At 43.3% G+C, this 12247-nt stretch carries 12 protein-coding genes; 5 read left to right on the top strand and 7 right to left on the bottom strand.

The window, feature by feature from the left end:
- Nucleotides 1-55: 55 nt before the first annotated feature.
- Both C5Z26_RS07625 and C5Z26_RS07630 read right to left on the bottom strand, forming a co-directional pair.
- On the bottom strand, nucleotides 56-607 hold the full coding sequence (locus C5Z26_RS07625) for a ferritin-like domain-containing protein (protein ID WP_105449374.1): 552 nt from the start codon (nucleotides 605-607) through the stop codon (nucleotides 56-58).
- A 13-nt stretch (nucleotides 608-620) separates the two neighbouring features.
- Nucleotides 621-842, bottom strand: coding sequence for a heavy-metal-associated domain-containing protein (locus tag C5Z26_RS07630; RefSeq protein ID WP_199774961.1), 222 nt, complete (start codon nucleotides 840-842; stop codon nucleotides 621-623).
- Between the two features lie 181 nt (nucleotides 843-1023).
- Between C5Z26_RS07630 and C5Z26_RS07635 the strand changes: the two genes are divergently transcribed.
- From C5Z26_RS07635 to C5Z26_RS07650, 4 genes are all read left to right on the top strand, one after another.
- Entirely contained in the window at nucleotides 1024-1698 is a 675-nt protein-coding gene (locus C5Z26_RS07635; RefSeq protein ID WP_105449375.1) for a Crp/Fnr family transcriptional regulator, read from the top strand.
- Nucleotides 1699-1800: 102 nt separating this feature from the next.
- The gene (locus C5Z26_RS07640) at nucleotides 1801-3717 is read left to right on the top strand and encodes a M13 family metallopeptidase (protein ID WP_105449376.1); all 1917 of its coding nucleotides are present in this window, start codon (nucleotides 1801-1803) and stop codon (nucleotides 3715-3717) included.
- 59 nt (nucleotides 3718-3776) lie between these two features.
- Nucleotides 3777-4265 carry a GNAT family N-acetyltransferase gene (locus tag C5Z26_RS07645; RefSeq protein ID WP_105449377.1) on the top strand — a complete coding sequence of 163 codons (489 nt, stop codon included), beginning with the start codon at nucleotides 3777-3779 and terminating at the stop codon, nucleotides 4263-4265.
- A 313-nt stretch (nucleotides 4266-4578) separates the two neighbouring features.
- Nucleotides 4579-5928, top strand: a complete 1350-nt coding sequence (locus C5Z26_RS07650) for an FAD-dependent oxidoreductase (protein ID WP_105449378.1) — start codon at nucleotides 4579-4581, stop codon at nucleotides 5926-5928.
- Between the two features lie 60 nt (nucleotides 5929-5988).
- Here C5Z26_RS07650 and C5Z26_RS07655 read toward each other — a convergent pair whose 3' ends face one another.
- The 5 genes from C5Z26_RS07655 to C5Z26_RS07675 all read right to left on the bottom strand — a co-directional run bounded on the left by C5Z26_RS07655 (nucleotide 5989) and on the right by C5Z26_RS07675 (nucleotide 10866).
- On the bottom strand, nucleotides 5989-8133 hold the full coding sequence (locus C5Z26_RS07655; RefSeq protein WP_105449379.1) for a lectin-like domain-containing protein: 2145 nt from the start codon (nucleotides 8131-8133) through the stop codon (nucleotides 5989-5991).
- A gap of 21 nt (nucleotides 8134-8154) precedes the next feature.
- The gene (locus C5Z26_RS07660; RefSeq protein ID WP_105449380.1) at nucleotides 8155-9177 is read right to left on the bottom strand and encodes a WxLIP family cell surface protein; all 1023 of its coding nucleotides are present in this window, start codon (nucleotides 9175-9177) and stop codon (nucleotides 8155-8157) included.
- A gap of 85 nt (nucleotides 9178-9262) precedes the next feature.
- On the bottom strand, nucleotides 9263-9952 hold the full coding sequence (locus C5Z26_RS07665) for a WxL domain-containing protein (RefSeq protein ID WP_105449381.1): 690 nt from the start codon (nucleotides 9950-9952) through the stop codon (nucleotides 9263-9265).
- 51 nt (nucleotides 9953-10003) lie between these two features.
- The gene (locus C5Z26_RS07670) at nucleotides 10004-10585 is read right to left on the bottom strand and encodes a WxL domain-containing protein (protein WP_105449382.1); all 582 of its coding nucleotides are present in this window, start codon (nucleotides 10583-10585) and stop codon (nucleotides 10004-10006) included.
- Complete coding sequence (locus C5Z26_RS07675) at nucleotides 10585-10866, bottom strand: cell surface protein (RefSeq protein WP_105449383.1); 282 nt, start codon at nucleotides 10864-10866, stop codon at nucleotides 10585-10587. The genes C5Z26_RS07670 and C5Z26_RS07675 overlap by 1 nt, the downstream gene beginning before the upstream one ends.
- Nucleotides 10867-11547: 681 nt before the next feature.
- On the opposite strand from C5Z26_RS07675, the gene C5Z26_RS07680 reads away from it, so the two are divergent.
- Nucleotides 11548-12132, top strand: coding sequence for a TetR/AcrR family transcriptional regulator (locus C5Z26_RS07680; RefSeq protein ID WP_105449384.1), 585 nt, complete (start codon nucleotides 11548-11550; stop codon nucleotides 12130-12132).
- The last annotated feature ends 115 nt before the right edge of the window (nucleotides 12133-12247 follow it).

A 12247-nucleotide genomic window follows, 5' to 3' on the forward strand; every position in this document is an offset into this window, starting at 1 on the left:
AGCACGATTCCACAAAAAAACGGCCATCGTTTAAGATAGTCGTCTTGCCATCATTTTAATCGTCATCCTCGTCTTCTTCGTCCAGCCCAGTCCGAGCCGTATGACCTAAGAAAGCTTGTAATTGGCGAATTTGGCGATTATTGCTGCCCCGATAGGCCGTTAACCACGCCGCTAATGCTGGTCGGTCTTCCTTGACTGCCAACTTAATTGCACGATCAGTAAATAGATTCTCAGTATCAAAATCTTTCACGGTTGCTGCAACCATGGTCTTGGCATCTGCATATTTGAAAGCCCCATCCTCTGTCAACATGGTATATTTAACCAATTCGGCTGTGGTTGATGATGGTTTTTGATCTTCATCTAATAATAAGTCGGCTAACGCCGCAAAGTTTTGCGTATTCAATACAATTAACCGATCATATTCAGTCCGCAACGCTAATGAATCCGGTCCCTGAACGTACCATTTGATTTGATTTAATTTGACGTATTCAACCATCAAATTAGCTAAGATATGATTCGTCATGGCGCCGGCCGTTGGTAATTTATGGTCAAGCTCACTCTGTTTTAGTTCAGCAGCATATTTTTCAGTCATCGTTAAATCACTCATCATTAAAATCTCCTTATTTAACCTTTACATTTTCAACTTCATAACCCAGGCCAGTCACAACTTGGCTCAACTCGTCGGCGTTGGTCACACTTTCATCAAAGGTCGCCTTAACCTTACTGGCATTAAATAACACCTTAACCGTTGCTACACCGGCTTGATTCGTCAATGCCTTTTCAATTTTTGTTAAACATGATGGACATGTTAGTGTCCCTAATTGCATCGTTGCTTTTGTCATGATTAAAACCTCCAATTAGTTTTACTTCCGATTGCTTGAACCTATCATAACGGCTCAGTGGCAATTAAAAATTGATCTCGGTCAAGAAACCAAATAAAAGTTTCAAACAGTGATTAGGACCTGAAAGTCCCCGCCATATCTGCTATAGTTATGGTGACTTATATATAAGGAGGTTCTTACGATGCCCACTCATGCCACGCACGACTGTGTGCAACTTGTCCCCATTTTCAAGAATCTAGCGACTGACCAATTAGATACGATCGAATCCATTGTGCAGCATCACCATTATCAAGCTGGCGAAACACTATTCAATGCGGATGATCCATTAGACACCTTAATGATTGTTTCTGGTGGTCAAGCTAAAGTTTATCAACTCGCTGCAAATGGCCGTGAACAATTACTCTATCTCCTACAAACTGGTGATATCGATGGCGAGGCTGCCTTGTTTGAAAACAAAAATCGGACTTCCTATGGCGAAGCACTAGTCCCGACTGATGTTTGCAGCATCCGCCGCGAAGACTTTCAAAGCTTGATGCAGACCTATCCTAGCATCAGCCTGAACGTTTTGAATGTTTTTGGAAAACGACTAACTCAACTAGAACGTCAAACGACCAGTACCGCTACTGAATCCGTTGAAGCACGGTTAGCTAATTATTTAGTAGAAACTGCAGCCTCACTTAAAGTCAAAGCGTTCAAGCTGCCATTAAAGAAGAAAGATTTAGCTACCTTCTTAGGCACGACTCCTGAGACCATCAGCCGAAAACTCACTCGTTTTGAAGAAACCGGCTTAATTACCCAAAAACCGGGTAAAGTCATTCAACTTAACGATGTCGATCAATTGTTATTGGTTGATTAGCGCCACAATAACTCATGAAAACCCGAAGCAAAAACCCACCTGTGCCATTAATCTACGGTATAATGAGGATTGTATTAGAAAATCAATCGAGGAGTGAATTTAATGGCAACAATCAGTCCAGCAGCAGTAAAACAAGACTTGTATGACGCCGTCAATGGCGACTGGCTCAAAACAGCCGAAATCCCCGCTGACCATGCGTCAACCGGTGGCTTCATGGATTTAGTCGATGCAATTGAAAAAACTTTAATGCATGATTTCGATGCAATGGCCGCCGGTGACTTGGCGACTAATGATCCTCAATTAACTGAGTTCATTAAATTTTATCAATTAGCTAAAGATTTCCAGCAACGTGACCAAGCTGGCGCTAAGCCGCTACTGCCTTATTTGAAACAGATCGACAGTTTGAGTGACTTCGCTGACTTACAACAGCGCATGCCCGATTGGATTTATGACGGTCTGCCATTGCCATTCAGTCTAGATGTTGACGCCGACATGAAGAACACTAAAGTCAACGCCCTCTTCGCTCAAGCTCCCGGCACGATTTTACCGGACAAGACTTATTACGATGAAGGTAACGAATCTGGACCAAAATTATTAGCCGTTTATAGCCACATGATGACCCAACTACTTCAATTGACCGGTGCTGATGAAGCCGAAGCACAACAAACTGTCGCCGATGCTTTGAAGTTTGACCGCTTGATTGTCCCTTGGGTTAAAAGCGCTGAAGAAAGTGCGGATTACAGTAAAATGTATAACCCGCGGGCTTTCAAAGACTTTGCTAACGATAGTAAATACTTGGACCTAGCTGCCATTACTTATTCGGTGATTGCCGGCAATCCAGAAACTGTTATTTTGCCAGAACCAGCTTACTTTGATCACCTTAACGAAGTCGTTAATCCAGACAACTTCGATTTAATGAAAAATTGGATGAAAACAAAATTAGTTCAACGACTTAGTGGCTACTTAAGCGACGAGATTCGCACTTTAGGCACCACTTATTCACGAACTTTATCCGGGCAAGAACAACCGCGTAGCCAGGCCAAAAGCGCTTATTATTTGGCTACCGGTGCTTTTGACCAAGTCGTTGGCCTCTACTATGGTCACAAATACTTTGGCGAAGCTGCCAAAGCTGATGTCCACCAAATGGTCACTAAAATGATTGGTGTCTATCAACGTCGGCTACAAGCCAACACTTGGCTCAGTGCCGCTACCCGCGACAAGGCCATCACTAAGCTTAACCATTTGGGCATCCAAGTGGGCTATCCAGATAAGCTGGAAGCTGTTTATACTAAGTTCAAGACGCATACTGCCGCTGAAGGTGGTAGCGTGTTGAGTAACGTCTTAAACTTCGGTCGCATTGCACGACAAGCTATGTTTGCTAAATGGAATCAAGCGACCGACCGAACCCGCTGGGAAATGAGTGCGGATACCGTTAACGCCTATTATCATCCATTCATGAACATCATTGTCTTCCCAGCTGCTATCTTACAGGCACCATTTTATAGTCTCAAGCAATCCGCTAGTGCCAACTATGGTGGTATCGGGGCCGTGATTGCACATGAAATTTCACATGCCTTTGATAATAACGGTGCGCTGTTTGATGAATTTGGAAACTTGCATAATTGGTGGACGGAAGCCGACACCACTCATTTCAAGGAATTGGCTAAAGCGATGATTACTGAATTCGATGGTCTTGAATTTGCTGGCGCTAAAGTCAACGGGACCTTGACCGTTTCGGAAAATATCGCTGATGCTGGTGGGTTAAGCTGTGCTGAAGAAGCGGCAAAGAGTGAACCTGAAGTTGATCTCACAGCCTTTTTCACCAACTGGGCCATGGTTTGGCGTATGAAAGCCACCAAACAATACATGCAATTACTGTTATCCATTGATGTGCATGCGCCAGCTAAACTACGCGCTAACGTGCAACCAAAGAATTTAGATGATTTTTACACCACTTTTGATGTTCAACCAAGCGATCCAATGTATTTGGCACCCGCTGATCGCGTCAAAATCTGGTAATGTCCCTGATTAAATCCGGGTTATTTGCCCGGATTTTTTAGTTATCGCGAGGTAGCCGTATGACAAAATTTGAAAAGTATCATCCATTATTAACCCCCCACTACACTTTGGATTGGTTAACCAAGGTTCGGGTTAAAAATGTCCTTACCCTTTACCAACAGATGAGCAACGCACAAACGCCGCCCACTATACTAACAACGGCCGATCAGTTAAATCAAACTATGCGCGAGATTTTTCATGATCAAAAATTAGTTTGGGGAATTAGCACCCGGCCAACCGATCAGTTCATCGGCCAAGCCGGCTTTGATCCAATTGACCTCACTGCCAAAACGGCCGTTCTAACCGTGACTGTTCTGACAGCTCACCACCAAATAGCGGTGCTAACTGAAATTTATCAACGATTAATCGCATTTGCCTGGCATGAGCTTCACCTCACCCACTTGACTGTGATACCAGCAGCGGATGACACGATGACGCGTAGCTTGTTAAGCCAGCTCGATTTCGTCCCCACAACCCCTGCCGCTCAAAGCTACGAATTAAAAAATTAATAACCTCCTATATCGACTCACAATTATAAGATTGTGAGTCTTTTTATATTAAGGGTTATTTTTAATAACGGTTCAAATTATCATTCAAGGCCAAGTCAGTTTAACCCGGCCCAACCCAACTAGCCACCCATACAGTTGCTAGTATTACTGTCATAACAGCGTTCATTTATCACACAATTAATGAAAGACTTTAACTTTTAACCCGTTTTTGGTTGCGTTTTCTTTTAAATCTAGTAAAATAGAATTGTTAACAAAAACATGTTGTACAATTATGATTGTGAAGCTAGACACATTAACTAAGGAGTGTTTTAATATGAAAGTTATCGTTATTGGTTGTACCCATGCCGGCACCGCTGCGGTGAATCAAATCTTAGCCTCAAATCCAGAAACAGACGTGACTATTTATGAAAAAAATGATAACGTTTCCTTCTTATCTTGTGGGATTGCGCTCTACTTAGGCGGTCAAGTCGCCGATCCACAAGGCTTGTTCTACTCAAGTCCTGAAAAGCTTGCTGAACTTGGTGCCACCGTAAAAATGCAACATGATGTCACCGCCGTAGATGTCACAGCCCATACCGTCACCGTCACCGACTTAGCAAGCGGCACCGTCGCAACCGAACACTACGACAAATTAGTCGTTACGACTGGGTCTTGGCCAGTCATCCCGCCAATTGACGGCATTGATAATCCCAATGTTTACCTTTGTAAAAACTGGGGCCATGCTCAAAAGCTTTGGACCGATGCTAAAGCGGCCAAACGCGTTATCGTCATTGGTGGCGGCTACATTGGGACCGAACTGGTAGAGGCTTACCAACACCAAGGTAAGGAAGTTACTTTAATTGACGGCTTACCACGAATTTTAAATAAATATTTAGATCAAAATTATACGAATCGCATCGAAAAAGACTTTACTGATCACGGGATCAAGCTTGCGCTGAGCCAGATGGTTAAAGGCTTCAGTGGTACTGATGAAGTGACTGTTACAACGGATCAAGGTAGCTATACTGCTGATATGGCAATTCTCTGCGTTGGCTTCCGGCCGAACACTGGCTTATTCAAAGACCAACTTGAGATGTTACCAAATGGGGCCATTAAGACCAATGATTACATGCAAACTTCTGACCCTGATGTTTATGGTGCTGGTGATTCCGTAACCGTGCATTACAACCCGACCCACAAAGATGCTTATATTCCATTAGCAACTAATGCTATCCGCCAAGGGACACTAGTTGGGTTAAACCTCTTCAAGCCAACTAGAAAATACATGGGCACCCAATCAACTTCCGGCCTAATGTTATTTGGTAAGACCATCGTCGCTTCTGGGATGACATTAGAACATGCACAAGCTGAGGGTATTCCAGCCGCTGCCGTCACAGTCGAAGATAATTATCGACCAGAGTTCATGCCAACGACTACCCCTGTTTTAATGCAATTAGTTTACAATCCAGAAACTCGAGTAATCTTAGGTGCTCAATTTATGAGCGACTATGATGTGTCACAATCTGCGAATACTATTTCAGTCATGATTCAAAATAATAACACCATTGATGACTTAGGCTTCGTTGATATGTTCTTCCAACCAACTTACGACCGACCATTTAATTACTTGAACATCCTTGGTCAAGCAGCCATTGCACAAGTTGAAAAACAAGTTCACGCTTAACCATTTTTAAACCGTAATAAGGGCCAGCGATGATTATCGCTGGCCCTTATTACGGTTTATTTAGCTAGGCGCATTACTTAACGTCCATGTGATTTTCCCTGAATAAGACCCTGGCGTTGCTGCAGCATTGGTCTCAATCAACAAACCAGTATCGGCAGTCCAATTCTGCATAACGTCATATTCATCACTATCACTCGTGCTTTCGTGTTGGTCAATGATGGTTCCCGCCCCATTAATTACTGTGGCTTGGTCACCATTTTTGTAGACAATTTGACTAGGCAAGACTTGTCCATCTTCATTCGTAAAGTCACCAGCACTGGCTTGCAACTGCCAACTAGACCCTTTCCCTCGTTCATCAGAAACGACCAGTTGCCAATCATTTTCACGCGTGGCGGTCTGGGCCTTCCCATTAACGGTAATCGCGGCAAACTTGCTCGTTGCGGCAATCGTCTTAAAGCCCAGCGCACCGCTACTAACCTTAATCGCAATCGTCACTTCATTCGATTCGTTTTCATCTTCATCCACGACGTGCACTTTTAGCTCATTGTCGCCAACGTGCAGTTGATCAGCCTTAAGCACCATACTGAAGACCCCAGACTCATCATCATCGCTCATTTTAAATGGCGCTAATTTTTCACCATTCAAGCTCGAATTGACTGTTATCCAGCTATTTTTGATTTGTTCAGAGTCTTCTGCAAACACCAAGCCCGTGATTTTTAAGTCGCTACCCTTATCAATCGTATAAGATTGCTTCGGAATATAGAGCTGAATATCTTGATCCACAGTCACCGTATAATCGGGTGCTGTCGTGGTCGTTTCAAATTTATCACTCGTAAAGGTGGCAGCCGTCGCCGTCGTAGCTGTATTGATTTTTACATCATCAGCTTGCCCTTTCAAAGTAATCACTGCGGTTGGATTAGACGTCGATAATGCCTGCGCTAAGTCATACGTGACACTACTATCACCAGCTGCCGGTGCGGCTACTGTTTGTACCTCACCGTTAGCGTACTTAATTTCCGCGGTATCAAACGTAATCCCAGTCGGTAATTTTAAATCAGCTTTAATCGCATCCCAATCAACAGCACCGGCTTGATAATCCAACGTATACTCATAAGTGACTTGATCTTTGGCTTTAACTTTAGACCCAGCCGTCACAACTTTATCCTTAGTGTTATCTGTGACTTTAACTGCCGCAGTCGCATCTAATAGGTTTGGTAGCGATTCAAATACGACCAAGCTATTCCCGGCGTTGCTTCCATTAGTCCCAACAAACCCCCAGCGTACCAAACCATCACTACTATTAAACTGCGTTGTATCCACAGCTTCAGTTTGCGTGATGGCAGTCGCATTATCGGAGCCATCGGGATTAATATCATTAAAGGTGTACGTCATCGTTTTTGCACTCGCATCCCATTTTAAAACCAAGTGGTGCCATGCGCCATCGGTCAATGACAAGCTCGGTTTGGCATCAATGTGATTTTGGGTAAATAGATACCGATCCGCCCACAGCAGTTGTGTTACCTTCGTCGCCGTATATTGATCAGCTGAGCCTGGATAACCAGCGGCAATATGTTGGCCTTTAATCCCAACATCAAAAGCAGTGCCGCTACCCGCATCACTATAAGATTTAGATGTATTCGAGTACGTATCAAATTCTAACGCCCAACTATTCTGAATCCCAGTTGCCGCAATTTCGGCCGCATCCGTTCGTTGTTTGTCATCATCCACGCCCCAAACGCCCATCGTTTCACCGATAATGGTTTGTTTCGTATAACTTGAAGCGGCACCCGTTCCGTTCGCATCATTTTGCATCACAAACGCGAGTCCGTCGCCTGCTTTGCTCGTCGAAGTCCCCAGATAGACCCACATTTTCAAAGTCGCATCCTGGTTAATGTCAAACCGATTGGCATCCGATGACCAAGCACCACCAAGTTGTTTTTTCGCGCTATTAATCTCAATAGCTTCCGTGTTAGGGGCCGCCGCATTAGTTACTTTCTGAATACTGGCACTGTTTTTAACCCCATTCGTAAAGGTTGCTGGTAACGTAAATAACTGACTTAATTGATTTAATCCTTTTGGAGCCGTCGTTAATGGGGTGGCTGCTGCTTCAGCGGACCCGTCAACGGCTTGAACACGCGCGGCACTCGCCCATAAACTAGCCCAGATGATAAATCCAGCCAATAATAGTCTTCGTACTTGACGCATTTGCTTAGCTCCTCTCCTTAATTAGGCTTGGTTATGCCGACGATTCTTGAGTAACAACCAGATAACTAGTCCCAGTAAAGCCACAATAATAACGCCAAGACCAACGAACCACCAGAAATAGTTCCGTTGTTGCACTTGCCCAACCGCTGTTTTATTTAAGCTATCGGCTTTTTGCTGACTGATTGTAAAGTTCCGAGTAAATTGCCACTTGTGCTTACCTTTATCCGCTGTAGCCGTTAAATGTAAGGTGTATTTGCCGGCTTTCAAAGGTTGCTTGCCATCCCCAATAGCAAAGTTGAAATTACTATTAGGGGCCATCGCCATGTTTTCTTTATTCGTTGTTAACAGTTTTTTAGTCGAATTAGCAGCGGTCACGTAACTCTTGATCTTGAGCCCGTGCATAATTACAGGTTGATCATTTTGCAAATTAGCGGTGACGTAATTCTGATAGTTAATTTGTTTGGCTTTAATCCCTAATAACTTCATATTAGGCTTAATTGATGTACTCGTTGCTTCACGAACTTGCAGACCAATGACGTAAGCATACTGATTTTCAATCGTCATGCCACTTGATTTTTTGGCAGTCGCCGTATTTTCCTGCGTCACATTAATACCACCAAGCGCAATCCCGGTAAATGCCGTCTTGGGAATTGCTAACTTAATCGTCACGGCCTTAGTTGACTTAGCTGGTACTTCAACTTTTTGGACTTTTGATAACGCCGTTTTAATATCAAATTTTAGTGACGCATCTGCTTTCGCTCGCGGTTGACTATAATCAATCACCCCGTTGCTATTAGTGCTTGCTCGATTTGGAGAAACCGCATAAGTGTGCGCCTGACTATCTTTATTCTTAATCTTGATTGTCAACGTCTGGGTTTGTCCCGGGTTAACTTTCAAATCGAAATACGAGACATCTGAATTCACTTGGTTTTCTGGCAGTTCAGCCGCAACACTATAATTTAAATTATCAGCCTTAGCCACCATAGTTAAGCCGCCAAATACCACGCTCAAGATGAGACTCAACTGCAAGAATATTTTTTTCATCACTATTTTTTACCTTTCTTTTTCAACTTACTTCCTATGTATCCGGGGGTAACCCGTATCGATTCGGATAACCCTGGACTGATTCTCAACTGGGGGCATTCGTTAGTAACCACGTTAAGGTCCCCGTATAATTTCCTGGTGCAATCGTGGCATCATGTAACTGTAACGTCGTCGGCACCGTCCCACGATTCATTACCAACAGCCACGTCCCTAAACCAGTTTTGGGCGCTGCGACTAGCACGTTGTTAACTTGACCAGCTGTTAAATGACCCTGATTGACTAGTTTGGGTGCTGAACTAACGTTAGTCCCAACTGGTTTAATTTCGACCGATCCTAAATCAATCGTGGCATGTAACATTTGCGTCGCACTACTAGGTTGACTAGGCTTAACTTGTAGCGCCCAACCGGCTGTACTCGTCCGCCGATTAGAAACCTGAACCATCGCCCGTTGATTTTGTGCCGCTACGATAATTGGCCCCTGGTGACCGTGACTAGGTTCAAACTTCAAATTACTTAAATAATCAATGGTTAAATTACCCTGCGAACCAGTGCCAGTCACATTGCCTGGATCAACGCTATCACCTGGATAGATCTGACTCGGATCATCTGGATCAACTGGCGCGACGGCGCTATCATCCGTATTAGGCGCAATTTCAATCTTGACTTGCGACTGATGAGAAGTGGCGACTTGACCCACTAATGGCATCAATAACCAGCCACTAACTAGTGCACTACCGACTAGTGGTAACCGCGTTAAAGTCTTCACCATGCGCATCAGTTACACCTCGCTTCTCACGGTGAAATTCAAACAAAATTCGTTTTTTAATTAAGATGGGGCATTAGTTAAAGTCCATGTCAAAGTTGATTTGTAAGCGCCCGCTGCATTCCCTGCTGGTACGTTCAAGCTAACATTATCTTTATCATGAGTCATGGTGAAGACCCCAATCCCTTCACCAGCATCTGCTGATAAAATCGATTGATTTTCAGAATTAACAGTCACATTTTGAGCCGTAGGGGCCGTAGACGCATTACTTGAATCTTCAGCTTCTACTTGACCACTGTTTAAGCTCAGGGCAGCGCCACGTAATGTGCTTTTACTATCACTAGTCGTAAAGCTAGTTCCTTTAACATCAACATGCCAACCATCGGTATTTCCAGGATTGGTCACTTGTGCCAAGCCAGTCACTGCATTAGCAGTATAAGTTTGCGTTGCCAAATTGTTCGTATTCGTACCAAGATCAATGTCTGGGGCCGAATCTAACGTGATATCTTTTTTAGTTTCATCTTGAGTTAACTCAATTTCAGCTGTGGTATCCTTGCTAGTAGTCGTGTCTGCTGCTTGGGCAGCTAAAGGTAAAACGGTCATTAGTGAAATTCCTGCGAGTAGTGTTCCAATATATTTTTTCATTACGATTGCTCCTTTATTTGTCGACGGCATTGCCACCAGATTCTGATCAGTAGTCCTAATAAACTAACTATAAGTAATGCGATGCCCCCTAAGACCCAGGTTTGACTTCCATTTAGTTGCGGTAACAATCCCGCTAACCGGCCTGATTGCAACGCATCGCCAGCGGCATGTGCAGTTACGGTAATATCATAGGTGCTTTGTTGAACATCAGCCAACGCATTGAGCGTCCAGCTACCATTTAAGACGGCTGCTAAACCACTCAGCAAAATTCGCCACCACATCTTACCATCACACCCTTCGCTTGGCTTTACAATTAATCGCTTAGTCAATCTACATGTCAGTTACTAATAGTTAACTTTTGTTAATGCTTCCCTATCAGCAACGAAAATATAGCACGGAAAGTAAATCACTGTCAATTAATTAGAGGCGTTAACTATCAGCTTAAAATGCACTTTTAACGGTCTTCTGAGGTGTTTCTCATTTTTATAAAAGGATAAAAATAGTTATATAAACTACTCTAATCAGTTTGATGACAACGTTTTTAAGCCTTTGTTAAATCAATTTTTCGAAAAATCAACAACCCGTTTAATCAATCAACCCGTTAACATTATATTATTATTAAATTTCAATGTGACCATCCATTAGTCATTTACTTCAATTACCATAACTAATCATCGTTAACATAAAAATGGAATGTTAGCGGGTTCATCACTGCTATGTAAAGCTTACATTGACCCATTGATTAGCAACTAAACTGGTTAAAAGCTAGTCAATCTTTTGTTTTATTAATCGAGGCCTTCAATTTTTGATTAGAGCTTGCTATAAAAACAAAAAATATTATATTGAATACAAAATAATTTATTCCTCAATCGCAATCATCCCTGCCAAACACCGCTAATCTGCGTCATACCATATGGTATACTTAGAAAAATAATTGATTTAACCAGAAGGAGACACTCATCTTGCCTGCCAAGAAAACCTTTAACGATGACCAAGTCATCACCAAAATCATGCAGTTGTTTTGGCAAAATGGTTACTACCACACCTCCATGGATGACATTGTTGCCAAAAGTGGTGTGAAGAAACAAAGCCTATACAACGCTTTTGGTGATAAGCACACCCTGTACCTCAAAGCCTTACAACGCTACCATCAGCTCACTCTAAAAGCCTGCGCGCAAGCCATGCAGCCATTAGAACAAGCTGGCGAATCGCCGTTAGTGGTACTCATGATGTTATTTAGCCGCGATTTAGTCACGCCAACCCAACCGACCGGCGACTTAATGGCCAACGCCGTTGCAGAATTTGCCGCCACCGATAGCGCCGTTACACAAACTACTGACCGTTTTTATACAGACTACTTAACCTTAATGGCCGCTGTCATTTTAAAAGGACAGGCCAATCAAGCCATTAGTAATGCCCAACCGGGGATGGTCTGGGCGCAAAGTTTATTGGAAGCACGAATTGGCTTGCAAACCCGCATCCGGCAAGGACAACATCCCGATATCGCCCAACGTCAACAAGTCTGGACAGCTTTGTTACAAGTCTAGCCGCATGCTTAGCGGGCGCTTCAGTACCCCCAACGACCGCAATAAAATAGTCGCATCAAGAATTTACAAGCCAATTCTTGATGCGACTATTGTTTTATTTAGAGCCCATTTGTTT

This window comes from Lactobacillus sp. CBA3606, from assembly GCF_002970935.1.
In the GTDB taxonomy this organism is placed as follows: domain Bacteria; phylum Bacillota; class Bacilli; order Lactobacillales; family Lactobacillaceae; genus Lactiplantibacillus.